This window comes from Commensalibacter sp. M0268 (genome assembly GCF_016101925.1).
Classification (GTDB): domain Bacteria; phylum Pseudomonadota; class Alphaproteobacteria; order Acetobacterales; family Acetobacteraceae; genus Commensalibacter; species Commensalibacter melissae.
Window position 1 is genome coordinate 167,572 of sequence record NZ_JACFPQ010000003.1, and the last position, 26,263, is coordinate 193,834.

General features: G+C 39.8%; 23 protein-coding genes and 1 tRNA gene. 14 read left to right on the forward strand and 10 right to left on the reverse strand.

Annotation, left to right across the window (positions count from 1 at the left end; translation table 11 throughout):
- Positions 1-100 precede the first annotated feature (100 nt).
- Positions 101-1,402, forward strand: a complete 1,302-nt coding sequence (locus H3R28_RS06300) for an MATE family efflux transporter (RefSeq protein WP_198210253.1) — start codon at positions 101-103, stop codon at positions 1,400-1,402.
- A 9-nt stretch (positions 1,403-1,411) separates the two neighbouring features.
- On the opposite strand, the gene H3R28_RS06305 is transcribed toward H3R28_RS06300, so the two are convergent.
- Positions 1,412-2,905, reverse strand: a complete 1,494-nt coding sequence (locus H3R28_RS06305; protein WP_198210255.1) for an oligopeptide:H+ symporter — start codon at positions 2,903-2,905, stop codon at positions 1,412-1,414.
- 145 nt (positions 2,906-3,050) lie between these two features.
- On the opposite strand from H3R28_RS06305, the gene H3R28_RS06310 reads away from it, so the two are divergent.
- Genes H3R28_RS06310 through H3R28_RS06345 form a run of 8 tightly spaced genes read left to right on the forward strand, consistent with a single transcriptional unit; the run spans position 3,051 to position 8,896 of the window.
- Positions 3,051-3,815 carry a hypothetical protein gene (locus H3R28_RS06310; protein WP_198210257.1) on the forward strand — a complete coding sequence of 255 codons (765 nt, stop codon included), beginning with the start codon at positions 3,051-3,053 and terminating at the stop codon, positions 3,813-3,815.
- A gap of 43 nt (positions 3,816-3,858) precedes the next feature.
- Positions 3,859-4,203, forward strand: coding sequence for an AtpZ/AtpI family protein (locus tag H3R28_RS06315; protein ID WP_198210258.1), 345 nt, complete (start codon positions 3,859-3,861; stop codon positions 4,201-4,203).
- A 28-nt stretch (positions 4,204-4,231) separates the two neighbouring features.
- On the forward strand, positions 4,232-4,999 hold the full coding sequence (locus tag H3R28_RS06320) for a F0F1 ATP synthase subunit A (RefSeq protein ID WP_110439177.1): 768 nt from the start codon (positions 4,232-4,234) through the stop codon (positions 4,997-4,999).
- A gap of 45 nt (positions 5,000-5,044) precedes the next feature.
- The gene (locus tag H3R28_RS06325) at positions 5,045-5,278 is read left to right on the forward strand and encodes an ATP synthase subunit C family protein (RefSeq protein WP_110439176.1); all 234 of its coding nucleotides are present in this window, start codon (positions 5,045-5,047) and stop codon (positions 5,276-5,278) included.
- A 13-nt stretch (positions 5,279-5,291) separates the two neighbouring features.
- The gene (locus H3R28_RS06330; RefSeq protein WP_198210260.1) at positions 5,292-5,903 is read left to right on the forward strand and encodes a hypothetical protein; all 612 of its coding nucleotides are present in this window, start codon (positions 5,292-5,294) and stop codon (positions 5,901-5,903) included.
- Positions 5,904-5,918: 15 nt separating this feature from the next.
- Positions 5,919-6,428: a F0F1 ATP synthase subunit B gene (gene atpF, locus H3R28_RS06335; protein WP_230873476.1), complete on the forward strand. Its 510-nt coding sequence runs from the start codon at positions 5,919-5,921 to the stop codon at positions 6,426-6,428.
- A gap of 23 nt (positions 6,429-6,451) precedes the next feature.
- Positions 6,452-7,177 carry a glycosyltransferase family 2 protein gene (locus H3R28_RS06340; protein ID WP_122124173.1) on the forward strand — a complete coding sequence of 242 codons (726 nt, stop codon included), beginning with the start codon at positions 6,452-6,454 and terminating at the stop codon, positions 7,175-7,177.
- 33 nt (positions 7,178-7,210) lie between these two features.
- On the forward strand, positions 7,211-8,896 hold the full coding sequence (locus tag H3R28_RS06345; protein ID WP_198210262.1) for a glycosyltransferase family 39 protein: 1,686 nt from the start codon (positions 7,211-7,213) through the stop codon (positions 8,894-8,896).
- A gap of 95 nt (positions 8,897-8,991) precedes the next feature.
- On the opposite strand, the gene H3R28_RS06350 is transcribed toward H3R28_RS06345, so the two are convergent.
- Positions 8,992-9,294, reverse strand: a complete 303-nt coding sequence (locus H3R28_RS06350; protein ID WP_110439173.1) for a YggT family protein — start codon at positions 9,292-9,294, stop codon at positions 8,992-8,994.
- Positions 9,295-9,403: 109 nt separating this feature from the next.
- Between H3R28_RS06350 and H3R28_RS06355 the strand changes: the two genes are divergently transcribed.
- A tRNA-Ala gene (locus tag H3R28_RS06355) sits at positions 9,404-9,479 on the forward strand.
- A 40-nt stretch (positions 9,480-9,519) separates the two neighbouring features.
- Here the strand turns inward: H3R28_RS06355 and H3R28_RS06360 are convergent.
- Positions 9,520-10,245 carry a helix-turn-helix transcriptional regulator gene (locus H3R28_RS06360; RefSeq protein ID WP_122124171.1) on the reverse strand — a complete coding sequence of 242 codons (726 nt, stop codon included), beginning with the start codon at positions 10,243-10,245 and terminating at the stop codon, positions 9,520-9,522.
- A gap of 379 nt (positions 10,246-10,624) precedes the next feature.
- On the opposite strand from H3R28_RS06360, the gene H3R28_RS06365 reads away from it, so the two are divergent.
- From H3R28_RS06365 to H3R28_RS06380, 4 genes are all read left to right on the forward strand, one after another.
- On the forward strand, positions 10,625-11,794 hold the full coding sequence (locus tag H3R28_RS06365) for an efflux RND transporter periplasmic adaptor subunit (protein ID WP_122124170.1): 1,170 nt from the start codon (positions 10,625-10,627) through the stop codon (positions 11,792-11,794).
- 23 nt (positions 11,795-11,817) lie between these two features.
- Positions 11,818-14,979, forward strand: coding sequence for an efflux RND transporter permease subunit (locus H3R28_RS06370; RefSeq protein WP_155567429.1), 3,162 nt, complete (start codon positions 11,818-11,820; stop codon positions 14,977-14,979).
- Positions 14,980-14,983: 4 nt separating this feature from the next.
- Complete coding sequence (locus H3R28_RS06375; RefSeq protein ID WP_196424175.1) at positions 14,984-16,513, forward strand: efflux transporter outer membrane subunit; 1,530 nt, start codon at positions 14,984-14,986, stop codon at positions 16,511-16,513.
- 163 nt (positions 16,514-16,676) lie between these two features.
- Positions 16,677-17,576: a DMT family transporter gene (locus tag H3R28_RS06380; protein ID WP_110439168.1), complete on the forward strand. Its 900-nt coding sequence runs from the start codon at positions 16,677-16,679 to the stop codon at positions 17,574-17,576.
- A gap of 36 nt (positions 17,577-17,612) precedes the next feature.
- Here H3R28_RS06380 and glpK read toward each other — a convergent pair whose 3' ends face one another.
- The 7 genes from glpK to trpB all read right to left on the reverse strand — a co-directional run bounded on the left by glpK (position 17,613) and on the right by trpB (position 25,902).
- On the reverse strand, positions 17,613-19,112 hold the full coding sequence (gene glpK, locus H3R28_RS06385; protein WP_198210272.1) for a glycerol kinase GlpK: 1,500 nt from the start codon (positions 19,110-19,112) through the stop codon (positions 17,613-17,615).
- A 27-nt stretch (positions 19,113-19,139) separates the two neighbouring features.
- Positions 19,140-19,928 carry an MIP/aquaporin family protein gene (locus H3R28_RS06390; RefSeq protein ID WP_110439166.1) on the reverse strand — a complete coding sequence of 263 codons (789 nt, stop codon included), beginning with the start codon at positions 19,926-19,928 and terminating at the stop codon, positions 19,140-19,142.
- Between the two features lie 25 nt (positions 19,929-19,953).
- Positions 19,954-21,462, reverse strand: coding sequence for a glycerol-3-phosphate dehydrogenase (glpD, locus tag H3R28_RS06395; protein WP_122124166.1), 1,509 nt, complete (start codon positions 21,460-21,462; stop codon positions 19,954-19,956).
- Between the two features lie 192 nt (positions 21,463-21,654).
- Positions 21,655-22,959, reverse strand: a complete 1,305-nt coding sequence (locus H3R28_RS06400; RefSeq protein WP_198210273.1) for a folylpolyglutamate synthase/dihydrofolate synthase family protein — start codon at positions 22,957-22,959, stop codon at positions 21,655-21,657.
- A gap of 5 nt (positions 22,960-22,964) precedes the next feature.
- On the reverse strand, positions 22,965-23,825 hold the full coding sequence (gene accD, locus H3R28_RS06405) for an acetyl-CoA carboxylase, carboxyltransferase subunit beta (RefSeq protein ID WP_198185071.1): 861 nt from the start codon (positions 23,823-23,825) through the stop codon (positions 22,965-22,967).
- Between the two features lie 41 nt (positions 23,826-23,866).
- Positions 23,867-24,679 carry a tryptophan synthase subunit alpha gene (gene trpA, locus H3R28_RS06410; protein ID WP_198210274.1) on the reverse strand — a complete coding sequence of 271 codons (813 nt, stop codon included), beginning with the start codon at positions 24,677-24,679 and terminating at the stop codon, positions 23,867-23,869.
- A complete protein-coding gene (gene trpB / locus H3R28_RS06415; RefSeq protein WP_198210275.1) occupies positions 24,676-25,902 on the reverse strand; it encodes a tryptophan synthase subunit beta in 1,227 nt (408 codons plus the stop codon). The genes trpA and trpB overlap by 4 nt, the downstream gene beginning before the upstream one ends.
- Between the last annotated feature and the right edge of the window lie 361 nt (positions 25,903-26,263).

Here is a 26,263-nt window from a genome sequence, read left to right on the forward strand (position 1 = left end):
AGTTTCTATTATTTCTTTAAAATTAAGACCGTGATTTATTATGATAATTTTTGCCAAAGATCCATCAATACATAAACCCCGTTTTTGTGAAGGGTCTATTATGCGGCATGTGATCGTTATGGCCGGAACCGGCACAATTGGGTTAATGGCTGTTTTTCTGGTTGATTTTCTGAATCTTTTTTATATTTCCAGATTGGGGGATACACGTTACACGGCAGCTATTGGTTTTGCTAATGTAATTAACTTTTTGCAGGTGGCGATCTGTATTGGTATGTCTATTGGAATCACGGTCGTGACTGCACGGCTGATTGGGGCCAAAAAACATGATTTGGCAGGTCAGATTATAAATTCGTTTTTATTATTGATGACGGTAATTATGATTGTAATTGGTATTGCGATCATGGTTTTCCGATATCCAATTTTATCTTTGTTAGGGGCACAGGATTTAGTGCTTGAACAAGCCGGTCAGTTTATAGCTATTACTTCCCCTTTTTTATGTTTTATAGGGTTGGGAATGGCATTGTCTGGATTGTTAAGGGCGGTGGGTGATGCAAAAGGATCCATGTATATTACAATTGCAGGAGCTCTGGTCACTGCGGTTTTGGATCCTTTGTTCATTTTATATTTGGGTTGGGGATTGGAAGGAGCGGCAGTAAGTACCGTTTTTTCACGAGCGGCTGTTGCCGTTTTTGGTTTTTATAGTTTGAGGAAGTATCAATTAATTCATAAGCCAGTTTGGAAAAAGATCTTTTCTGATTCTTATCCTGTTTTTGTAATTGCATTTCCTGCGATTTTAACCAATCTAGCGACACCAGCAGGAAACACTTTTGTTATCAAGACAATGGCATCTTTTGGAAGCGATGCAATTGCGGGACAAACCGCAATTGATCGTATCGTTCCTGTAGCATTTGCGTTTGTATTTGCTTTGACGGGTTCGGTGGGGCCGATTATTTCGCAAAACTTCGGTGCCGGGTTTAGGGATCGGATGTGTGAAACTTTGATGGTCTCACTGAAATTGGTATGTTTATGTGTTTTATGTGCATGGATCCTTTTTTTTGTTGGAGAGGAATGGATCGTCAAAATGTTTGCGTTAAAGGCGGCAGGTATTGAACTGATGCGGTTATTTTGTCACTGGGTTATTTTAAGCAATTTATTTTTGGGGATGTTATTTGTTTCCAATACGGCTTTTAACAATTTGGGATATCCCTTATTATCGACCCTGTTTAATTGGGGTAGAGCCACGTTGGGGACAATTCCCTTTGTCTGGTTTGGTGCAACCTATGGCCCAAAAGGAATATTGGTTGGTCAGGCAATTGGGGTTATGCCTTTTGGATTTTTTGCGGTTTTATGCGCTTTTTATGTCTTGCGTAATATTAAAATAAACATGGTTTCGTATCAATGAAATTTCATTTCATATTTGATTGGTTTTAAAATTACGATCCCATTTTTGAATAAGGGGATATAAAACAACCAGCAAAATCAAGACAATAATGGCAGCGATAAAAAGATTTAAAAATAAATTTTGATATAATCGAAGTGTAAGATGGTCAGTTGCTGTATTGATATTTTTTGAGGCTGCAAGATTTGCGATTTTACTGCCTATGTAAAGGGAGATACCTGAAGCCATGAAATAAGATCCGGTCATAAACCCATTCATGGATGCCGGGACATAGCGGGCAATGACTGCCAAACCGAGACCACTGGTTAAAAGTTCTCCCAGAGAAAGGAAAAAATAACCATATATCATAACCCAGGAGGATAATTGTGGAGTTGTGCTTCTAAAACAGGCAAACCACCAAATACCAAAGGCGAAGGCGACAAAACTGAAACCGGTAATGAATTTTGTGGCAATGGAAATATCATATGATTGCCTGTTTATATAGTCATATAGTTTTGCAAGAATGGGGCTGAGAATGATAATCGCAATGGGATTGAGCGCCTGAAACTGTCCCGAAGACCAATTGAAAAGATGATATGATCCGATATAAAAAGCGGGATTTATATTCCGTTGCGCGAACAAGGTCAAAGATGTTGACATTTGTTGATAGAAAATAAAGTAAAGCATTCCTTCCAGAGTTAGGATATACATTATTTTTAGACCATAACGATTTGATGAATCAATCCTGTAATACATGATGATCCATAAAAGAAAGATCAGTATAGCCGCAGCCCACATACATGCAGCAATCAAGGTTGCCGATTGAATCAGAAAGGTCATTCCGGAAATAAAGGTGACAATCCCTAGAAAAATCAGACCTTGAACCGGCCAGGATAATGGATCCTGATCTTTCTTGGGCAAATAGGGATTTAATCTTTTATGTGTGGCAAAATAATTGAGAATGCCAAGGACAAGTCCTATAAAACAGGTGATAAAGGCAGCGGACCATCCATAATAGTCTTTAAGAATTGGACAGAGAAGCATGGAAACGGTCGAGCCAATATTGACTGCCATATAATAAAGGGTAAAGGCAATGTCCAGTTGATCATCGTTTTGATCATAAATGCGTCGAACCAGCGTTGCCGCATTGGGTTTAAAAAGACCGTTTCCTGTACTGATGACAGCCATGGTAAGATATAGAATGGCTATATCATGGGTTGCCTCTGCCAATAAAAGATAGCCCATTGCAAGAATTATGCTGCCATAAAGCATCGCTCTTCTGTTTCCAATGATTTTATCGCCAATCCATCCCCCAAGTACTGGTGCGGCATAAGTCATCGCTGAAAATGCACCGATTAGAAGATTGGCATTCTGATCATTGAAATGCATTCTGTTAATGAGGAACAGCACTAAAATGCTTTGCATACCGTAATAGCCAAAGCGCTCCCATAATTCGATGAAAAGGACAACGGAGAAAGCTCTATTTTTCTCCCTGAAAGGATGGATGGTTACAGAAGAGGTATGCACATGTGTCTCGGTCTAAAAAAGGATATCATTATAAAAAAATTGATTGTTTCTCATTTTGAAGTAAACAGTATATAATTACAGAAAACCATAAATATGTGTATATTCGTATTAAATTTATTAAATTTATTTAGGTTTGTGGTCGTTTATGAAAAACAATCAATGGAAATTAGCCGGCTGTTTTTTGGTAAGTTCTGTCTTTGTTAATGCCAATCTGTCAGAAAGCCTGGCCAGGCCAGAAAATGGAAATATACATCATATACGGGAGGTTGATCCGGTTCAGAAAAATAATCGGGTTGCAAAAACTGTTTTGGATTTTTCAGTATTGCCTGTTGTTAAGGGAAATGTTGCACAATATCTTCCTACCCCTTATGGCAATTTGGGTGGATTGTTATTAACGGATGGAACACAAATCATGTTTTCCACAATGTTTGGGGAAATTGTGAAATCCTTTGTTCATCCGGGTCAGGACGTGGTGATTCGTGGGTTGAAAGCCTATTCATTACCTTTTGTCCAGGCTTTTGAGATTATCAATCAACGTGGAGAACAGATTGAGGAGGATAGTCCCGAGGCAAACTTTTCACCTGTACCTATTACTGGACCAGATTTGTCTGTAAATGGTACAATCAAGCAAGTTTTGTATAATTTGCAAGGCGATAAAATGGGTGTTGTTTTAAAGGATGGAACAGTTATTTATATTCGCTCTTCCGATATTAAAAAACTTGATTTTATTTTGAGTGTAGGTCAGAAAATTTATGTTAGCGGGATGGGAAATGCCAATTCTCTGGGTAAAGCGTTACAGGCAAGGATAATCGGTAAGACGGAAAATACCATGGTAGAATTGTCGCAATTTAATGTTCCACCAACTGGTGCTCCTGCAGGAAGTCCATCGTATGATTATATTCCGCAGTAGTTTTCTTTGAAATTGGTTTTTGAAGAAGTGTTTGGATCAGTTATTGGTTTCAGTTTGGAGGTTTGAAGCTATAACAATGAATCAGGAAAAGAATCAGTTTGATGCCTTTGATCAGAAATTGAATAGTTTTGAAGATCGATTAAATCCACGCTCTTCAAAAAAACGAGAAAAAAAAACAGAATATGGCGATAATCCTTGGTTTTTTGCCTGTCGTGCTGGTGTAGAAGTAGTATCTGCCTTTATTGTCGGTCTTGTAATAGGATATGGATTGGATTATTGGTTATCAACAAAACCAGTTTTTATTCTTATATTTTCAGTTTTAGGAATGATTGCGGGCATTTTTAATATCTGGCATCTTGTTAAACCTAATGATATAAGGTTAAAATAAATGCTATTTTTGGTAAGATTCGGTTTATATTGGGAGAAAATTAGTGGCCGGTCATAATATAGACGCGCTCGGTCAATTTGAGTTGCATCCAGTTTTTGGAACCTTGGGTGAAACAATTCGTTTCAGCCAGTCAGAATTAATGATGGTGATTGCAGCAGTAATTGTCCCGGTCGCTATTTATTTTGGCATGCGTCGTAAGGCAGTGGTTCCCGGTCGTTATCAGGCGGCAACAGAGATACTATATGAATTTGTATATAGTATGGCTGTGGGAACCATGGGTGAAAAGGGCAAAGGATTTTTCCCATTTATATTCGCATTGTTTTTCTTCATCCTGACGGGGAACTATCTTGGGCTTTTGCCTTTTTCCTTCGCTTTTACCAGTCATATCGTTGTAACGGTCAGCTTGGCCTTGATGGTATTTGTCTTGGCAATCATTGTTTCCCTTAAAAATCAGGGACTGAAATTTTTTGCCCATTTCATGCCTGCTGGAGCGCCAATTTTAATGGCCCCGTTATTGGTGCCCATTGAAATCCTGTCCTATTTGTCGAGACCTGTCAGCCTGTCTATTCGTTTGTTTGCGAATATGGTTGCTGGTCACGTCATGTTGGAAATGTTTGCTGCTTTCACGATTATGTTGGCTGCTGGATTGGGATTGGCTGTTGGCGGTTTTTTAGGTATATTTCCTATTTTGCTCAATATAGCCTTATTTGCCCTTGAACTATTGGTTGGTGCATTGCAAGCTTATGTATTTACAATCCTTACCTGTATGTATTTACAAGAAGCCGTTCATCATTAACTTTGGGTTTCGTTTACTTTATTTTTAATAACAAGGAAAAAACAAATGGATCATTCGCTTCTTTTGGCTGCAAAACAGATTGGTGCCGGCCTCGCTGTTATCGCTCTTTCCGGTGTTGGTATTGGTATTGGTAATATTTTTGCAACTCTGGTAAGCAGTATTGCTCGCAATCCAGCTTCCCGTTCCCATGTATTTGGTTTGGGAATGTTGGGCTTTGCTCTCACAGAAGCTGTTGCCCTTTACGCACTCCTGATCGCCTTTCTTATTCTGTTCATGTAAAGGGTTCTTTTATATGAGACGCTTTTCAGTCTTTTTTACCCGTCTGGCGGCGTCTCTCGTGGCGGGGGGATGTGCAAGCCTGTTGCTGGCACCTGTTTTTGCTACGAATGCCAGAGCTGCTGGCATGCCCCAGATGGACTTTAAAAACCCATTGGTAATGGGTCAATTTTTTTGGGTATTGATTATTTTCTTTTGTTTATTTCTGGTGGTGAAATATTTTTCAATTCCTCAGGTTGAAAATGTCATTTCCCATCGTCGTTCAAAAATTGATCAAGACTTGAATTCCGCACGTCAGGCTAAGGCACAGGCTGATAAAGCTGTCGCTGCATTAAATAAAACACGTCATGATGCCGCCTTGGAAGCGCAAAGACATGTTGATGCTATTTTACAGGAAACCAAAGCGGATTCTGCGAAAAAAATGCAGGAATTGCAAGGTAAGCTTGATCAGGAAATGAAGATTACTGAAAAACGCATCATTGAAGCTCGAAATAAAGCCCTGACCCAGGTTGATCAAATGTCAAAAGAGGTTGCGTATCTTTTGGTAAGGAAAATGCTGAATGAAGAGATAGATAGCGGCGTTATTGATCAAAAGATCAGACAGTTTGTCCCTTCGTCTTCACATTAAACAAGCAGAGAGAGTATGATGCTTTTTTTACAAGAACCACGTTTTTGGGCTGCTATTGCATTTATTTTATTCTTTGTCCTGTTTGGTAAAAAGATTTGGCGTCCCTTGGCTGCAATGATGGATAAACGGTCTGCACAGATACAGGCGGCACTGGAAGAGGCCAGCCGTTTGCGTCGGGAAGCTGAAGAAATATATACGAATGCCAGAAAAGAGCATGAGGCTGCCAAAGAAGAGGCAGAGAGAATGCTGCAAAATTCCAAGGAAATTGCAGCCCGTATTGCTGCCAAAGCAAAAAAGGATGCAGAATTTGCGGCTGAACGTCATGAACAGCTTATTCGTCAAAGAATGGCTGCTTCTGAACAAGAAGCCATTTCAGTTGTTCGTAAAGAGGCTGCTGAAATTGCTGTAAAAGCTGCAAGAGAAGTAATTGCATCTGTTATGACTGAGGAAAAAGATAAGTCCTTAATTGATCATGCAATTGCTGAAGTTCCCAAGATGTTGGCCAAAGACCAATATAATGCCTAATTTTATTCGTCTCGTTCATGCACATGAATTATAAACTTTCAATTGTAGTTGCTGTTTTAAACGAGGCGGATAATATTTTACCTGTCTGTCAGGAAATTGCTTCTGTTTTGCCAAAGTTGCCTGATAGTGAAGTTATTTTTGTTAATGATGGAAGTACTGATCATACGCTGGATCAGTTAATCGAAATAAAAAAAACGATTCTTCCCGGGCTTGTTATTTTATCTCATCCCAAATGTTGCGGTAAATCAGCTGCATTATTGACTGCAATCAAAGTTGCAAAGGGGGAATGGATTGCAACTCTGGATGGGGATGGTCAGGATGATCCCATTGATATTGTTGCAATGTGGGATGTAATGCAGCGACATCAAGGAAAACCCCCGTTAGTTGTAGGGGTAAGATTAAAGAGACATGATAATTTTTCCCGTCGGTTTGCAACGCGGTTTGCAAATGGGTTAAGACGCCGTTTGTTGAATGATGGCTGTCCAGATACGGGTGCGCCAATGAAATTGTTTATGAAAAACGATTTTCTTTCCTTACCGCAGTTTGAAGGGTTACATCGTTTTTTACCGGCTTTATTTGCCCATTATGGCGTTCCTCTATTATGTTATCCTGTCCATCACAGGCAAAGACTGAATGGATTTTCTAAATATACCAATTTAAATCGTGCCCTTGTGGGAATAAGGGATTTACTGGGGGTAATGTGGTTGTTAAATCGTATTCATTTGCCTGGTAATATTAGAAAGTCTTAAGACCGAAACAGATCAAGATAAAAAGGGATAAGCATGAGTATTTCTCATCTCTCGGAACCGTCTTTTCGTTTGAAGGCAAGTCATTATTTGTGGCTTGCCTTGTTTGTTTTTGTGTTGTTTTTACCTGGTAGAGCAAGCCTTCCACCACTGGATAGGGATGAGGCCCGGTATATGCAGGCAACATCTCAAATGCTGGAGAGCGGTAATTATGTTGATGTTCGGTTTCAGGACAAGCCTCGTTATCTGCAACCTGCCGGAATTTACTGGTTGGAAGCGTTTTCTGTTAAGGCGGCATATTCCATCAGTCATAAAGAGGTTTGGCCATATCGCATTCCTTCCCTCTTTGCTGCGGTTGGATCTGTTTTACTGACTGTATGGATAGGCAGTCTATTATTTGATTCATGTGTTGGTTTATTGGCGGGTATTTTTCTGGCAGTTTCGGTAATACTTACTGCGGAAGGTCGTATGGCCACAATAGATACGACTTTACTGTTTTTCATTTTGCTTGCCCAAACGAGTGTTGCAAAAGCGTGGTTATCCCGTTCATCTGTGGAAAAATCACCTTTTCACATTGCCGCAATCTATTGGGGCGCAATTGGGTGTGGATTGATGTTGAAGGGGCCAGTTATTCTCATCCCAACCTTATTGACTCCCTTGACTCTAGCCTGGGTTCAAAAGGATAAATCATGGTGGAAACAATTAAGGCCCGGCTATGGCTGGTTAATTTCTGTAATGATTGCCCTACCCTGGTGTATTGCCATTGCCTTGATAAGTCATGGACAGTTTTTCACAAATGCAGTTGGTACGAATTTTTTAGGGAAGGTTGCGTCAGGACAACAGGCGCACGGATTACCACCAGGGTATTATCTTCTGGTTTTTCTAATTGCATTTTGGCCGGGTTCCCTGTTTACGGCATGGTCGTTACCTTTTATATGGATGGAAAGAAAAACTGAATCAGTAAAATTTTTGTTATGTTGGATTATTCCCCATTGGATGGTCTTTGAGGTTATTGCAACCAAACTTCCCCATTATGTATTGCCTACATATCCTGCGATTGCAATTCTTACATCTGCTGCATTATGGAAAATTTCTGAAAGGTGGTATGGTCCAATTTCTGTCTTAGGAAAGGGGCTGTTTTATTTTTATATGATTTTATGGTGTTTGGTTGGAGTCATTCTGGCTGTTGGAAGTGTTATCTGGGCACATTTCATGACAGGGGAATGGTATTATGCCGCGATGATCGGGGCAGTCACTGTATTATGTCTGATTGGGTATGTTATTTACTGTTTCTGCAAACAAAATGTTCAAAGGGCTTCTCTTTTTTCCATATTGGCCGCTCTAATTGTTTATATTCAACTATTCGTAATCTTGATTCCTTCTTTACAACCAGAATGGTTGAGTTATAAAATCGCACGAACTGTTCATTTTCTTAAACCCTGTCAGGAAACGGTTTTGGCCTCGGCCTCTTATTCAGAACCAAGCCTGGTTTTTTTAGTTGGGAAAGAGACACAGCTGATCAACGTGATGAAAACAGCTGCATTTCTTGAAAAGAATAAGGTGTGTGGAATGGCTTTGGTTGATCGGAAAGATCAGAAAGCATTTAAAGAGTATTTGGATAAAGATAATATTTCCGTCGATTTATTGGGAGAAATCAAAGGATTAAATTATTCGACTGGAAAAAAATTGAATTTGGGTCTGTATAAAGTTCATTCATGGTAATTAAAAGAGATTGATACGAAATGCTGTTTTTGAAAAGCAAAGATAATGATTCATTATTGGGTATTGTTTAATTTTGAATAACGGCATTTTTTAATTTAATGGGTAAAAATTGATAAGTTAAAAAAAATACGAAACAATAATGGACGAATAAGATAATCAATAATTAAAAACACAATGATAGGACTGATATCTATACCACCAAGATCCGGTAAAATTCTTTGAATGGGTCGTAAAATCGGCTCGCAAAGCCTGCTTAGGAAAGTGCCGATTACATAAACGGCCCGTGCGTTAGGATTAATGATGTTAAGTGCAAATAAAAAACTGAAAATACAATAGGCAAGCAGGATGAAAGAATAAAGGCTTAATAAGGTTTGAAGTAATTGATATAGTTCAAACATATCTAATTCCTTGATAACGGATTCTGATGGTAAATTATGGTATAAATTATATAATTCTTTCTTGACAGTTTTTCTAGGAATAGTATCAATGAATTAGATTTTACTTTAGGGGGTTATAGCTCAGTTGGGAGAGCGTCTCGTTCGCAATGAGAAGGTCAGGGGTTCGATTCCCCTTGGCTCCACCATAGATGTTAAGACCTGAATTGATTCTCTGGTTTCAATGAATTAAAGAAATCTTGCAACGACGGTAAAATAATTCTGCCACGTTTTTTTACAGATTTTTCTTTCCTTTTCAGGATTGTAATATTTTATTAACCAGAAATTCTGGTGATCCTCTATTAGTTCTCCCATTGTATAGATGTGGAGATTATTATCCACCTTTAAAAAAAGACAGATATTTCCTTTCTTGGCAATTTTACGGGGATGTAAAATTATAATGTCGCCAATTTTAAAGATAGGTTCAATATTACGGTTTGCGATTGAAATACCGAAAGCATCTTTTTCAAATGTTACAACATGGGGACGTTTAACATACTCAATGGGCGTATCCGTCAGAATAAAATCATCATGGATCAAGTTCATTGTACCGAAAACAGGTATTTCTTCATCCAGTTTAAAGTTATCAAAAGAATGATCACTAAAATCAGAGTTATCTTTTTTTGAGTTAACTTTAAAATTTGAATTGAAAAATTGAGTTATTTTTGGGGTAAGTTTAATCTGACTTTTTAATTTCCCCTTGCCGATATTTGGGTTTAGATGGTCGAGTTTAACATTCAGAGCAAGTGCAACATAAGGTAAAAGAGAGCTTTCACGAATATTGCCATTTTCAATATTCGCTATGGTTTGTTGGGAGCATCGACCCGTTAGCTTTCTGACTCTTTCTGCTAATTGGGACTGAGAAAGTTTTAAATATTTTCTAATTTTTTTGACGTTGTTACCAATGGTGGTCATTCTTTTTTTTAAAATAAAATGTTGGAGTTGTATATTTTTACTTTATAAGTTTTAATATTAAAATCAAAACTGGCTATATAGCTTATAAAAATATACGGTAAATAAGATTATTTTTAATAGTTAAATTTATTGGTTAAGTTTTCCAATAATTTGCTGAAAATGAAAAATTTGGATTCAATTTTTTTGTTTGTTGAAAAATAACTGTTGTTTATTCGAAGCATACCGATATTATGGGAAGGCTTTTAATAAGAATATACAATATTATGTATATTATTAAGTGAATAAGCTTAAATTGTTCATATTATAATTTAAAATTTACTTTATTTATAGATAATCAACAGTAAATTTATCTTGATTTTTAAGGAAATAGGGAAGAGAAGTGACAATAACAGATTCTTTCTTTACAAAATGGCATAAAGAATATGCTTTATTATTTGCTTTATTATTGCCACTTAATGCATGTAAAAAACAGCAACCTGCTCGACCCATACCTAGTGCGAATTTTGTAACGGTTCATACTCAAGAAGTTGAGAATTTAGTTGAGCTGACTGGACGTGTTTCTCCGATGCGCGTTTCACAGGTTCGTCCTCAGGTAAATGGATATCTTTATAAAAGGTTATTTGAAGAAGGTACGGATGTTATTAAGGGACAACAGCTTTATGAGGTTGATCCTCGACCCTATCAAGCCGCTTTAAATGAGGCGCGGGGTAAGCTTAACCGTGATTTGGCGACATTACGCACCCAGACTTTGAAGTTAAAAAGATATGGCCCATTGAAAAATATGGATGCTGTCAGTCGTCAGGATTATGATGATACACTTGCTGCACAAGAAGCAACTAAGGCTGATATTGAAAGTGATAAAGCAACAGTAAGACAGGCTGAACTGAATCTTGAATATACGGGAATTAATGCCACCATTTCAGGAAGGATAAGTCGTTCTATCCAAACGCAGGGCGCATTAATGTCTGTTAATCAGGCCGATCCAGTCGCTGTCATTACGCAACTTGATCCAATTTTTGTTGATATTATTGAACCTACCGCAGAACAGTTGCGTTTACGTTCAAGACAGGAAAATGGAAAATTACAGACCTTACGTGGGGCAGCCCATGTTCCTATTGATTTGATTTTAGAAGATGGTTCTCGTTATCCCTTACAGGCGAATTTATTATTTACCGAAGTTGTGACGGATCAGGAAACAGGATCTGTTATTCAGCGGGCAATCATACGTAATCCTGATAAATTATTGTTATCAGGCATGTATGTTCGTGCTGTTATGCATGAAGGATATGAGAAAGGGGCCTTTTTAATCCCTCAGGAAGCTATTATGCGTGGTTTGGATAATGCTCCCTATATTTATATTATTAACAAGGACAATGTTATTGAAAGACGTAATGTAGAATTACAACGTATTCAGGATACATACTGGGTTGTTACAAAAGGTCCAGTAGATGGTGATCGTCTTCTTGTTAGTAATCCAACTTCATACAGGCCAGGTCAAAAAGTCGTTCCTAAAGAAGGACGGACGATTACGGCAGAGGTCCCTAATTAAAGTGTTATAATTGGAATTTTTACATGTCATTGTCGCGTTTTTTTATTGACAGGCCGATTTTTGCTTGGGTTATTGCTATTCTTGTTTCACTGATTGGAACAATTTCTATTATAAGCCTGCCTATTGCACAATGGCCTTCAATCGCCCCTCCACCAATTACATTAAGTTTTACCTATCCAGGTGCTACCGCAGATACGGTTCAAAGAACGGTTGTTGATCCAATCAGTCAAAATCTATACGGTTTGGATAACCTAGAATATATTTCCACTTCCGCTAATGCTGATGGAACCGCATTAGTTACCCTCACCTTTGCACAGGGTACCAGTCCGGATATTGCACAGGTTCAAGTACTGAACCGTATTGATGTTGCCCGTTCATTGTTACCATCAACGGTTGCGTTGCAAGGAATTCGTATTTCGAAATCCAATAAAAGTTACATGATGTTTTTTGCCGTTCAATCTTCTGATCAATCCATGGATGAGGGAGCTCTGGGAGATTTATTGGCAAGTGATATACAGAACCCCGTTACCCGATTGAACGGGTTGGGAGATTATACAGCCTTTTCATCAGAATATGCGATGCGTGTCTGGTTGGATCCAGATAAGCTGCATGATTATCAGCTTAATGCAACGGATGTGATGAATGAAATTGGTTCGCAGAACTCGGAACAGCCTTTGGGTGAATTTGGAAAATTGCCAGCTTTGCCTAACCAGCGTTCTGATATTTATACAGGTGGTGTAAGACGTTTGGTCACACCAGAGGAATTTCAGAATATAGTTGTTAAAACACAGGTAAACGGTGCACGTATCCGATTGAAAGATGTTGCCAGGGTTGAATTGGGACCAATGACTTATCAGCCAATTGGTATGATTAACAATCAGCCTGTTGCTGCTTTTGGTGTCAAGCTTGCTTCTGGGGCTAACCAGTTGGCGCTGTCAAAAGATATTCATAATAAGATTGCAGAATTATCAAAGTATTTTCCAGCAAATACAACCTATTTATATCCACAAGATACCTCGACATATATTATTGAATCAATGGAGGAGGTTGTTGAAACTCTTGTTATTGCGATTTTGCTGGTTATTGTTGTGATGTATGTTTTCTTGCAAAATTTTAGGGCGACGTTTGTACCTGCAATTGCCGTTCCCGTAGTTTTGTTGGGAACATTCGCAATCCTGTTTTTTGCTGGATTTTCGATCAATACTTTGACAATGTTGGCTATGGTGCTTGCCATCGGGTTGCTTGTGGATGATGCGATTGTGGTCGTGGAAAATGTTGAGCGTGTTATGGAGGAGGAACATTGTTCTCCTAAAAAGGCTACTCAAATTTCCATGGATCAGATTAGTGGGGCCTTGGTTGGTATTGCGCTTGTTCTATCCATTGTTTTTATTCCCATGGCTTTTTTCAGCGGTTCTGCCGGGGTGGTTTATCGGCAATTCTCAATTAGCATTGTTGCAGCGATGGCTCTTTCTGTTGTCATTGCATTGATTTTTACCCCCGCTTTGTGTGCAACAGTTTTAAAACCTAAGGAAAAAAAGGAACAGCACGGTTGGTTCTTTACGAAATTTAATAACGGGTTTGATAAAATGGTCAATGGGTATATTCGAGGGGTGAAGCATATGATTCACCATTCACGTATAACCATGATTATTTATGTATTCATTACGGTTGCCGGATTATGTGTTTTTTATATTTTACCTGAAGGGTTCTTACCTGATGAAGATCAAGGGGTTGTTTACATGCAGGCAACATTGAGTCCTGGATCTTCAGCCGCAATGACGTCGAATGTTACCCGAAAAATGACAGATTACTTTGTTAAGCATGAGAATAAATATATCAAGTTTGTTTTTACGGCGATTGGGTTCAATTTTGGTGGTCAGGCCCAGAGTGCAGCTTTTGGTGTTGCCCGTTTGAAAGAATTTGATGAAAGGGGCAGCGATTCCAGGGCAACCGCTCAAGCTATCGCAACAAGGGCGATGCATGCATTGTCTTCTATCCCCGGCGCCAATGTGTTGGCATTTCTTCCGCCTCCCGTTATGGATTTAGGTTCGTCGACCGGGTTTGACTTTGAATTGCAAAATCGTGGACATCTGGATACCATTACCTTTATGAAGGCAAGGGACGCTTTGTTAAAAAAGGCCAGTGCGGATCATCGTCTCGTTGCCGTTCGCCCGAATGGGTTGCCTATTGCCCCGCAATATTATTTCAATATTGATCGTGATAAAGCACATGCCCAGGGGGTTAGTATTGACAGTATCAATCAAACGTTATCCATTGCTCTGGGATCTTCTGATGCGGGATTATTTAACTTACGTGACCGTGTAAAACACGTGTTTGTACAAGGAGATGTCAAGTCGCGAATGAAGCCTGATGATCTAAGGCGTTGGTTTGTCCGGAACAACAATGGCAAGATGGTTCCCTTAACCTCGTTTGTTGATGGTGAATGGAAAATGGCTCCTCAGAAAGTGGAAACCTATAACGGTTATCCATCTTTTGAAATCATGGGGCAGGGAGCTCCTGGTATCAGTAATGGTACAGCGATGAAAATCATTGAGGGTTATGCAAATGAGCTTGGCAAGGGAATAGGCTATGAATGGACGGGCATGTCATATGAACAGGAAAAGTCCTCTGGACAAGCCGGAAAACTATATGCTGTTTCTATTTTGGCAGTCTTTTTATCATTGGCGGCTTTGTATGAAAGTTGGGCTATACCTTTTTCCGTTATCCTGGTGGTTCCCTTGGGAATTATTGGAGCGGCGGCAGCGGTTTATCTGCGTGGAATAGATAATGATATTTATTTCCAGGTTGGGTTGTTAACAACCGTGGGGCTTGCGGCCAAGAATGCCATCCTGATTGTTGAATTTGCTAAGGAACATTATGATACTGGTACCAAAACATTGGAAGAATCAGCGATAATGGCTGCACGTGAACGTATTCGGCCTATTCTGATGACCTCGCTGGCATTTGTGATCGGAACTGTTCCTCTGGCAATTGCAAAAGGGGCGGGTGCTGCAAGTCACGTGGCCATTGGTACAAGTGTGGTGGGTGGTGTTATTACAGCCACTTTGTTGGCCCTCTATTTTGTACCTGTATTTTTTATTGTCGTTCTGGGATTATTCAAGGTGCGTCCTCATCCATTAAATAATAAGAATGTTGATGCAACCGCTGGACAGACAGGAGAGTAAAATAATGATGAAAATAAGAAAGTCATTTCGGTCACCGCTTATATCCATGACTTTAGCTTTAATGATATTTTCAACGACCTCCTGTAATCTTGTTCCAGATTATAAACGCCCAGATGCATCAATTTCCCAGCAATGGCCGATGGGCCCCGCTTATGGGCCCCCCTTGCCCAAGGATTCAAATTTGCCACAAGCCTATAATGTCGGTTGGAAGGTTTTCTTTCGGGATCCAGTCTTGAGTGAATTGATTTCCATGGCTTTGGCTAATAATCGTGATTTACGTGAGGCAATCGAGAATATTACGGCTTCCCATGCCAGTTACATGCGTCAAAGAGGTGATTTGTTTCCAACGGTAAATTATTCTGCGGGGGCTTCCTATCAAACGAGTCCGGGAAAAACCTTGGGCGGTATGCGGGGCTATACGCATTGGAACCAATTATCAACGGGATTTGGTGTATCAAATTATGAAATTGATATATTCGATCATGTTCGGAGTTTGACCAAAGCGGCCAGGGAAAGTTACTTGCAGCAGGTAGAGAGCACTTTATCTGTGCAAATTTCGTTGATTAGCGAGGTTGCTAATACATATATGGCCTGGCTTGCGGATTGTGACAGTCTTCGTACTGTTCAGGAAAGCTTGCATAATCGTGAAAGGAATTTACAATTAATTCAAGGAATGCATACCTATGGTCAACAAAATGCCCAGGCTGTGGCACAAGCAACAGAATTGTTGCAAGAAGCCCGAAGTCAGGAGCAGGTTTATCAAAAAACGGTTGCCAATGATCTGAACAGCCTTACTTTGTTGATTGGTCAGCCTATTCCACAATCTGTCTTGCAAAAGGCCGGTCCTAACCCCTCTCTGGATAATTTTGTTTCAATGCCAGAGGTGGCGTCGGGTATGCCATCGGATCTTCTCGAACGTCGTCCGGATATTTTATTGGCAGAACATCAGCTCAAAGAAGCCAATGCGAATGTTGGATATGCCAGAGCCGCTTTTTTTCCATCCATTCAGCTAACAACATCAGGCAGTACGGCAGGAGCAACTTTTGCACAAATGTTTGGGCCTTATTCTGCGGCTTATACATTTATGCCGAAAATTACCGTACCTGTAATTGATGAGGGGCAAAATCTGGCACAATTGAGAACAGCAAAAGCTAAAGTACGTGCCGCCGCTGCTCATTATCAGAAAGTGATACAATCTTCTTTTAAGGAAGTTGCTGATGCTTTGGCAGCCAGAACAACATTAAAAGAAAAGTGGAAAGCTGAATCTGACAATGTCAAGGCGAGCCAGACAGATTACCGTTTGTCCTATGCCCGGTTCAGAAATGGAATTGATAGTTATATCAGCACATTAACAGCGCAAAGAACATTATTGACCGCCCAAGTTTCATCTATTCAGGCACGTCTTCAATATATGCAGAGTCTTTCAACTTTGTACAGAACGTTGGGAGGAGGATGGAGTGCAGAAAATGCTTTTCAGACCTATCAATCCAATGGAAAGAAATTGAATACTCAGGTAGATAAGAGCAAACAATAAATTTATTATGAATTAAATCGGTTTGCGATTAGAGATTATCTGAAGAGGATAATCTCTTTTTTTTATCCATATGAATTTTATTTTTATTTTGAAAAATTGTATTGAACAGGTGCCGAATTGCAATGGATAGTAAAATCAATCAGTTATCGGTAAAAAAACGGATATGAATATTGGAAAAAAATATATAGGGATAATCTCTATTTTAATGGCTTCTGTTTTATGGGGGACAACAGGGGTTGCCGCTCAATTTGCACCTGAAGTGAGTGCGCTTGCGATTGGGTCAGGTGCTATGGGTATCGGTGGGTTGTTGCAATCAGTGATTGCCTTGCCATGTCTAAAAAATTATCAGGGGAAATTATATAGTCAAAAAGGTTGGATTATATTGGGTGCCCTTGCCGTTATGTTTTACCCTTTGGCTTTTTATGGTTCGATGCGGGTTGCCAGTATTACGGTTGGAACAGTTGTTTCAATTGGTTCAGCACCATTTTTTTCCGCTGTACTTGAAAACATAATGGATCATTTCAAAGTCACCCTACAATGGGTTATTGGTGCCTTTATGGGAGTATCGGGTATCATCTTGCTCTGTTTTTCTGCCCAACATACCTTATATAGCCCAATATCCTTTGCAAGAATCAGTCTGGGTATTTTATTGGGATTGTTGGCAGGGTTTACCTATGCATTCTATACATGGGTTGCAAGACATTTGATACATCATGAAATTCCATCAAAGGCAGCGATGGGAAGTATTTTCGGGGTTGGTGGTCTTTTGCTATTACCAGTTTTATTGATAACGGGCGGAACATATTTGAATTCATGGAGCAATTTATCTGTTGGAATTTATATGGCGACAATTCCCATGTTTATTGGTTATCTTTGTTTTGGTTACGGCCTGTCCTTTGTTCCAACAAGCATGGCAACTTTGATAACCTTGTTGGAACCTGTTATTGCAACATTTCTTGCAGTAATAATTGTAGGGGAAAAATTTTCAGGTTTTGGCTGGTTAGGAATTGGTTTGATTTTTTTATGTCTGGTTTGTATCTCAATTCCCAATAATAAAAAATGAAAAATGCCTTTATAAGGATAAAGGCATAAGAAAAAATTATTCTTTCAGTAAAGCTTTTTTAAAGGCTAGTCGCCAACCTTTGAGTTTTCTTTCCCGTTCTGCTTGTTCCATTGCCGGTTTGAAAGTGGTACCTTCGGACCAGTTGGTCGTAATATCTTCGATATTGTTCCATATACCGCACCCAAGACCAGCAAGATAGGCAGCCCCCATTGCGGTTGTTTCAATATAAGCGGGTCGTTCGACGGTTGTATTCATAATACTGGCCAGGAATTGACAATACCAGTCATTCGCTGACATTCCGCCATCAACACGGATGGATGAAATTTCTTCAAGACTGTCCTTTTTCATTGCCTCGGCAAGATCATAGGTCTGATAGGCAATGGATTCTAGTGCGGCACGGGCTATATGGGCAGCTGTCGCATTGAAGGTTAATCCAGTAATGATTGCCTTGACATCAGGTTCCCAATGGGGGGCACCCAATCCGACAAAGGCTGGAACCATATATACTTCATGGTTGTCGTTAACCTTGGTTGCCATATCATTGGTTTGTGAGGCATGGGTGATGATTCCGATACCATCCCTTAACCATTTGATTGCAGCACCAGCAACAAAGATGGATCCTTCAAGTGCATAGGTTGGTTTACCATTTAGGCGATAGGCCGTTGTTGTGAGCATGCGGTTTTGTGAGGTTACGATTTTGTCCCCTGTGTTTAACAGCATAAAGCATCCCGTGCCATAGGTTGCCTTAACCATGCCAGGTTCAAAACAGGCTTGGCCGATTAATGCGGCTTGCTGATCCCCCGCCATTCCCATAATGGGAATTGAATTACCAAACAAGGCAGGGTTTGTTGTACCGAACAAAGTACTGTTATCTTTTACCTCAGGTAAAATAGAGGCGGGAATATTAAAAATTTTGAGTAGTTCTGGATCCCATGATTGTGTCTGTATGTTAAACAGCAGGGTTCGACTGGCATTGGTTGCATCGGTTGCGTGAACTTTGCCTCCAGTTAGACGCCATAAAAGGAAACTGTCAATTGTACCAAAAGCCAGTTCACCTCGATCTGCTTCAGCTCTTACATTTGGGATGTTATCCAATACCCAGGCAATTTTTGTCGCGGAGAAGTAGGGGTCAAGAAGTAAGCCTGTTTTCTCATAGATTGTTTTTTCCAGCCCTTCTTCCTTTAAAGCTCTGCATGAATTTGCTGTCCGTCGATCCTGCCATACGATGGCGTTGTAGACAGGTTTGCCCGTCTTACGGTTCCAGATAACAACTGTTTCACGTTGGTTGGTAATGCCTATGGCGGCAATTTCACTGGTTTTACCTTCAAGGGAAGCTTTGGCAATGGCGTTTTTAATTGTATATACAGTATCACTCCAGATGTCCTCCGGATTGTGTTCAACCCATCCAAGTTGAGGATAATGCTGGGTAAATTCATGTCGACTGAGCGATATTTCTTGGCCCCGTGTGTTGAAGATAATTGAACGTGTAGATGTTGTGCCCTGGTCAAGGGCAATAATATAATGAGCTTTATTCATGGAAATTATATCCGCTTTGTAATTAGTTTATGATGTACGAGATAAAAAGGGTTTAATGAATAATTGATAGGCACCTCCACCCATGACACCGCCTAGGAGTGGGCCGAAAATAGGACCCCACCAATAAGAAGGTAAACCAGGAAAGGCAGAAGGTCCCCAGCCAGCCAAATAGATGAATATTCTAGGACCAAGATCACGTGCGGGATTGATCGCCCATCCTTCAAGATATCCTGCCGATGCACCAATAGCAGCAACTACAAAACCGATAATCAGTGCACCACTGTTTGCTTGTGGGGCAATGGTATTGTATTCATCAGTAATGGCAAAAATACTGAAAACCAAAAATGCAGTTAAAAGGATTTCGTTAAAAAAAGCATGGATAGGTGTGACTGTTAATCCGGGTGATGTGACAAAAACACCGGCCCCACCACCCAATGGGCGGGTCAGGTGATGGACAACATTATAATGGTCAATAACTGAATAATACATGCAATAAACAAGAACTGCACCGCAAATCCCGCCAAAAACCTGGGCGATTATATAGGCGGGGACTTTTTTCCAAGAAAAATTCCGGAATAAGGCAAGGGCTAGTGTTACAGCAGGATTGGCATGGGTGCCACTTATGCTGCCAGTAACATAGATCGCGAAAGTTACACTTAATCCCCAGGAAATCGCAACACCCCAATAGGCATTTTGATAAGGACTTGGATCATACATAAGAAGCATTGCTGCTGCTGAACAACCAATAAATATGATAATTGTAACTGCAATCGCTTCAGAAATGAGCTCTCCTATAAGATTTTTTGTATTTTGCATATGTTATTGACTTTCTGGGGGGAGGTTATTGAGACTTTTGCAAATATTGAGCCAGTTTTCCTTGCTCTTCTTGGGTGAAATATAATCCCAGTTTTGTTCTTCTCCATAAAATGTCTTCTACAGTCATGGCCCATTCCTTTTCGACAAGGTAATCAACTTCATGCTGTGTCAGACCATGGCCAAAATCAATACCCATATCCGTCTTGCTTTTGGCATTGTGAATAATGTTTATGGCATCTGTTCCATAACTGTGTGCAATGCGTTTGGCAGTGATTTCATCAAGGAAGGAAACAGTATTGCGAAAATCTTTATAAAATAAATCAAAATTGCCATCGGTAATATTTCCACCTGGCAAAGGTTCTTTGTCCGTCCAATTTTGGCGGGTATATTTGAAAAACTTGGCTAGTTTTTCCATGCTATGTTCTGCAAGACGGCGATAGGTTGTAATTTTCCCGCCAAAGATTGAGAGTAAAGGTGCCTGACTGTTTTCCTCATTCAAATCGAGGTGATAATCTCTGGTTACTGCTGAAGCATTGCTGGAAGCATCGTCATATAATGGACGAACGCCAGAATAATTCCAGATTACATCTTTTGGAGCAATGTTCTTATTGAAATAATCGTTCACCGATTTACATAGATATTCGGTTTCATTTTCATCAATCCCAGGTAAAATATCTGGAGATTGATCCCAGGAAATATCTGTTGTGCCAATCAATGTGAATTCTTCGTGGTAGGGAATGGCAAATACAATCCGTTTGTCATCATTTTGTAGAATATAGGCTTGAGGACCTTCATAAAGTTTTTTGACAACAATATGACTGCCCTTGACAAGCCGAACATTCATTTTACTTTGAACATGCAGTTTGTCTTGTAAAAGTTCTGCAACCCATGGTCCGGCTGCGTTCACAATTACTTTTGCTGTTATGGTTGTTTTTTTCTGGGTTTTATTATCTTGGATTGTTGCACTCCATTCATTTGTTGAGCGTTTGGCATCCACAAATTTTGTTTGAGTACGAATGTCGGCACCCAGCATAGAGGCCCCTTTTGCATTTAATACAACAAGGCGGCTATCATCAACGGCGCAATCTGCATAGGTGAAGCCCTTTTTGATGTCATTTCGTAAAGGTTGTCCATATGGAGAGGTTTGTAATGAGATTAATTTGGAGTTAGGCAATTTTGGGTGGCTTGCCAAGTGATCATATAAAAATAATCCGATTCGAATCATCCAGGCTGGTCGAATGGAATTTCGATGAGGAAGAACAAATTCAAGAGGACGTATAATATGAGAGGCCAGGTTAAGAAGACGTTCACGTTCCTGTAAGGCCTCCCGAACCAGGCGAAATTCATAATATTCAAGATAACGCAATCCGCCATGAATTAGTTTTGTGCTTGCAGAAGAAGTATGGCTTGCCAGATCATCTTTCTCAACGAGTAAAACTTTTAATCCTCGTCCTGCTGCATCGCGAGCAATACCTGTTCCATTGACGCCACCACCAACAATTAAAAGATCATAGGTTGTAGGCTGGGTGTTCATTAGTAATCTCCTGAAAGAATATTTTATTTATTTAATTTTATTTTTTTAATATGGTTTCAGGAGATATGAAATATCAAGCAAGAAATGGCCCTATTTGGGCTATTTCTGGTAAAGTATAGTTGTACTAAAAGTAAAAATCATATCTTTAAAAGAAAATAAAAGTTTAATTATAAATAGTTATATAAATAAACCTTAAACAGGTTTCCATCCATCTTGACGTAAAACACTTCCTGCTAAATAAAGACTTCCACAAATAAGGACTCTGTAAGGTTTTTTTTCTGTTTGTTGAAGATGAATTAAAGCATTCTTAATCGTTCCACCGCTAATGGCATGATTTTTAGAAGCCTGGATAATATTATCAATGGACATGGCCATATGTTGATCAGGTTCAATTACAGCCTGTATAGAGGTGCATAACGGGATAAGAGGGGCAAGAAATGCACTGGAATCTTTATTGTTTTTCATGCCAACAATGAGATGAAGGGGCCTGTCCTGCCATTTAGACTTTATAAATCGGGCAAGGATTTGCCCGGCATCGGCATTATGTCCTCCATCCAGCCACAACTCTGTTTCTGGAGTGATATACCTGGTCAATGTTCCTTGTAAGCGTTGCAAACGTGCCGGCCATTGTGCCTCTGCAATACCTTGCCATGCATATTCTGGCACGGCAAGTTGGGTTGCACGTAAAGTGGCAATCGCCAAACTTGCATTATTAACCTGATGAAATCCCATTAGACTGGGTAGAGGTAATTGAAGCGTTCCCTTGGAATCATTATAGACAAGATGATCCCCTTGTCTTTCAATAGTCCAGTTTTTTCCTTGGATAAATAGTGGGGCATTCTTGGTTTGAGCTTCTTTCTGTAAAACGTTCAATACTTCTGGGGATTGATTATAAGTTATAACAGGTATGGATTTTTTGATGATTCCAGACTTTTCCCTAGCAATTTTTACAAGACTGTTGCCAAGAAAAGTTTCATGATCCATTGAGATGGAGGTGATGGTGCTGGCAATGGGATATATGACATTTGTTGCATCAAAGCGCCCACCCAATCCTACTTCAATAATTGCCAGATCAGCTGGATATTTCGCGAATAGACAAAAAGTGGCGGCTGTTAGAACTTCAAAAACTGTGATGGGTTGTTGATTATTAACTTTTTCAATGTAGGACAAGGTATCTGATAATTCTGCTTCATCAACCAGATGGCCTGAAATTCGAAAACGTTCTGTGACATTGATCAGGTGGGGTGAAGTTGAAACATGAACATTCCATCCCGCTTTTTCGCCTATGGCACGCAAAAAGGAACAGGTGCTGCCTTTTCCATTCGTACCGGCCACATGAATTGTTGGGGGAAGATGCCGCTCTGGATTTCCCAGATCGTTTAGCAACCGTTTCAATCGATTGAGGGATAGATCAATCAAAGAGGGATATAGTTTGTTAAGTCGCTCGAGTATTTGACCTGAGCGTCCAGTAAATTCGGTTAAAACAGGAGAATTCATAAAAGCTAGGATGTTTGTGTATTTGTGTTACATAACAGGCTGATGAGATTGGCAAGCGTTTCTCGCATATCTGTTCTTTTAACAACCATGTCAATCATGCCGTGATCAAGAAGATATTCTGAGCGTTGAAATCCTTCTGGCAATTTTTCATGAACAGTATTTTCAATAACACGTGGACCTGCAAATCCGATTAATGCATTGGGTTCTGCGATGTGGATATCCCCCAACATTGCAAAGGAAGCAGTCACCCCGCCTGTTGTTGGATTGGTAAAGACGACAATATAGGGAATTTTGGCCTCTTTCAGCATTTCTACAGCGATGACGGTACGGGGCATCTGCATAAGGCTAATCATTCCCTCTTGCATTCTGGCCCCCCCTGATGCGGTAAATATGATTAAAGGAGATTGTTGTAAAAGGGCAAGACGGGTTGCCGCAAGGAAACCCTCACCAAAGGCGGCCCCCATTGTGCCAGCCATAAATTCAAAGGCCATAACGGCCACCACTGCTTTTTGTTCCAGAATGGTACCATGTGCGACGGCAATTGATTCTTCAAGTTGTGATTTTGCTCGGTTTTCCTTTAGTCGATCGGTATAACGTTTTTTATCCCTGAAATTTAAGGGGTCTACAGGCATTTTGGGGAGCTCTATGCAAGTATAGGAATCCTGGTCAAAAGTCCATTCCAAACGCTGTTTCACAGATGCACGCATATGATGTCCACAATGTGGACAGATATTCATGTTTTTTTGTAAATCCTTGATTAACAGCATTTGGTCACAGGCATCGCAATTGGTCCACAGATTATCAGGTATATCTTTTTTTAAAAATCCTTGAATTCTGGGACGTACATATTCCGTAAGCCAACTCATAACTGATCTTTCATTGATGATGATTAATTTATAAACCTGTTTTACAGGGTATTCGCTGACAGGAGCGCAACATGCTGGATAACTTTTTCAATGGTTGTATCAGTAGAATGATAGTCCTGATTTAAGGTTGATTCCAGTGTTTTTAATAAAGCTGAGGCAACAACGGCAGCATCTGCATGTTTTATAGCGTTTTGAACATGTTCAGCTGTTGAAATTCCAAACCCGATTGCGATAGGGAGGTCGGAAACGGAACGAATGATGGGAATGGTTTTTTCCAGATCTTTCTGGGACGCGGTTTTGGTGCCTGTCACTCCCGTAATACTGACATAATAGATAAAACCACTGGCATCTTTAAGAATTTTTTCCAAACGGTTTTTGGGAGTGACCGGGGTTACCAGTCGAATAACATCAAGATGATGTTTTCCCGCATATGGTAGAATACAGCCTAATTCCTCATGAGGCATATCAACAATGATTAGACCGTCAACACCAGCCTGTTCGGCATCCTGACAAAAACGTTCGTATCCATAATGTTCGATTGGATTAACATATCCCATTAAAATGATAGGGGTTGTTTGGTTGTCCTGACGAAAATCCCGAACCATCTGCAATGTTTTATGCATATTGGTTCCAGCTTTTAACGAACGGTTGGCAGCTGCCTGAACTGTTGGACCATCTGCCATGGGATCACTAAAGGGGATGCCAATTTCAATCAGATCCGCGCCTGCATGTGGCATGACCTTTAGAATATTTAAGGCGGTTTGGTAATCAGGGTCACCAGATTCTATATAAGGAATAAAAGCTCCACGTTTTTTTTGTCTAACAGTTTTGAAACAGGCGGCAATACGGCTCATAATTTTACTCCTAAATAATTTGCGATATTATCAATATCCTTATCGCCTCGACCCGATAGATTGACAATGATGATATCTTCTGACTTCATGGCAGGAGCAATTTTCAATGCATGAGCAAGAGCGTGAGAGCTTTCTAGGGCCGGGATGATTCCCTCTTTGGTTGTGCATTTCTGAAATGCGTCAACTGCTTCATCATCATTGATGGCAACATATTCCACTCGTTTCAGATCATGTAACCAGGAATGTTCAGGACCCACTCCGGGATAATCCAGTCCGGCACTGATACTGTAAGGTTCAGTAATTTGACCATCATCATCTTGTAACAGATACGTACGGTTACCATGCAATACCCCTGATGATCCCCGTTCAATAGAGGCTGCGGTTTTTCCACTATCCAGCCCCTTTCCTCCCGCTTCAACACCAATTAGGGATACGGTAGGATCATCCAGAAAAGGGTGAAAAATACCAATTGCATTTGATCCGCCGCCTATTGCAGCAATAATTTTATTGGGTAACTTCCCTTCCGCTTCCAAAATCTGTTTTTTGGCTTCATTGCCAATAATGCATTGAAAATCTCTGACCATCATGGGATAAGGATGAGGTCCGGCAGCTGTACCCATAAGATAATAGCTGTTATGAACATTTGTTACCCAGTCTCTTAACCCCTCATTGATGGCGTCTTTTAATGTGGCATTGCCAGCGGTGACAGGAATGATTTTTGCGCCCAACAGTTCCATGCGGAAAACATTTGGTTTCTGACGTTCAATGTCAACCTTGCCCATATAGATTACACATTCCATATTAAATAGTGCACAGACTGTGGCTGTTGCAACACCATGTTGGCCAGCTCCGGTTTCAGCGATTATGCGTGTTTTGCCCATGCGTCTGGCCAGCAAGATTTGACCCATGACATTATTAATTTTATGGGCCCCCGTATGGTTGAGATCCTCACGTTTCAGATAGATTTTTGCACCATTGGCAATGTTTGTTAATTGTTTTGCAAACCATAATGGGCTGGGTCTTCCAACATAGTTTTTTAAATAGTAGGTCAATTCATTTTGGAATCCAGGATCTTTCTGAATGGATTGATAAGCTTTTTGCAAATCAAGGATTAAAGGGATAAGTGTTTCGGCAATAAACATTCCCCCATATTTTCCAAAATGTCCATGTTCATCAGGACCCTGTCTTAAACTATTAAAGGATGAACCAGTTTGGGACCCCACGTTTCTCTCCTAAAAACTTGATTGAAATAAAAAATTAACAAAATTATCGTTTGGTTGAGTTTAAATGATTCTGGATTTTACAGCAAATAAATGGAATTGTAACTTAAATGGCTTTTTGAAAAAAAAATAGTTATTTTTCAATTTTATTTAAAAATTAAAGTTCTTGACGTTTTTGATCTTTTTATCTATAAATCCAATCTTATATTTGATATATATATATATCAAAATTTCCTTCGTATGAAATGTGTATTTTATTTTTACGTTTTTGTTTTGAAATGTATGAATAAAGGATCAATATACAATTTGGTAAATGTTTAAGTATTTGATCGCCATATTTCCTTTCCTTATTTATATGATTTAA

What these genes read in the sequence shown, in the direction of transcription:
- H3R28_RS06400 (WP_198210273.1), bottom strand. Translation starts at nt 22,959, where the DNA reads ATGAATTCTCCTGTTTTAACCGAATTTACTGGACGCTCAGGTCAAATA.
- H3R28_RS06380 (WP_110439168.1), top strand. Translation starts at nt 16,677, where the DNA reads ATGAATATTGGAAAAAAATATATAGGGATAATCTCTATTTTAATGGCT.
- H3R28_RS06340 (WP_122124173.1), top strand. Translation starts at nt 6,452, where the DNA reads ATGAATTATAAACTTTCAATTGTAGTTGCTGTTTTAAACGAGGCGGAT.
- H3R28_RS06330 (WP_198210260.1), top strand. Translation starts at nt 5,292, where the DNA reads ATGAGACGCTTTTCAGTCTTTTTTACCCGTCTGGCGGCGTCTCTCGTG.
- trpA (WP_198210274.1), bottom strand. Translation starts at nt 24,679, where the DNA reads ATGAGCCGTATTGCCGCCTGTTTCAAAACTGTTAGACAAAAAAAACGT.
- atpF (WP_230873476.1), top strand. Translation starts at nt 5,919, where the DNA reads ATGATGCTTTTTTTACAAGAACCACGTTTTTGGGCTGCTATTGCATTT.
- H3R28_RS06375 (WP_196424175.1), top strand. Translation starts at nt 14,984, where the DNA reads ATGATGAAAATAAGAAAGTCATTTCGGTCACCGCTTATATCCATGACT.
- H3R28_RS06370 (WP_155567429.1), top strand. Translation starts at nt 11,818, where the DNA reads ATGTCATTGTCGCGTTTTTTTATTGACAGGCCGATTTTTGCTTGGGTT.
- H3R28_RS06300 (WP_198210253.1), top strand. Translation starts at nt 101, where the DNA reads ATGCGGCATGTGATCGTTATGGCCGGAACCGGCACAATTGGGTTAATG.
- H3R28_RS06390 (WP_110439166.1), bottom strand. Translation starts at nt 19,928, where the DNA reads ATGCAAAATACAAAAAATCTTATAGGAGAGCTCATTTCTGAAGCGATT.
- glpK (WP_198210272.1), bottom strand. Translation starts at nt 19,112, where the DNA reads ATGAATAAAGCTCATTATATTATTGCCCTTGACCAGGGCACAACATCT.
- glpD (WP_122124166.1), bottom strand. Translation starts at nt 21,462, where the DNA reads ATGAACACCCAGCCTACAACCTATGATCTTTTAATTGTTGGTGGTGGC.
- H3R28_RS06310 (WP_198210257.1), top strand. Translation starts at nt 3,051, where the DNA reads ATGAAAAACAATCAATGGAAATTAGCCGGCTGTTTTTTGGTAAGTTCT.
- H3R28_RS06350 (WP_110439173.1), bottom strand. Translation starts at nt 9,294, where the DNA reads ATGTTTGAACTATATCAATTACTTCAAACCTTATTAAGCCTTTATTCT.
- accD (WP_198185071.1), bottom strand. Translation starts at nt 23,825, where the DNA reads ATGAGTTGGCTTACGGAATATGTACGTCCCAGAATTCAAGGATTTTTA.
- H3R28_RS06345 (WP_198210262.1), top strand. Translation starts at nt 7,211, where the DNA reads ATGAGTATTTCTCATCTCTCGGAACCGTCTTTTCGTTTGAAGGCAAGT.
- H3R28_RS06325 (WP_110439176.1), top strand. Translation starts at nt 5,045, where the DNA reads ATGGATCATTCGCTTCTTTTGGCTGCAAAACAGATTGGTGCCGGCCTC.
- H3R28_RS06360 (WP_122124171.1), bottom strand. Translation starts at nt 10,245, where the DNA reads ATGACCACCATTGGTAACAACGTCAAAAAAATTAGAAAATATTTAAAA.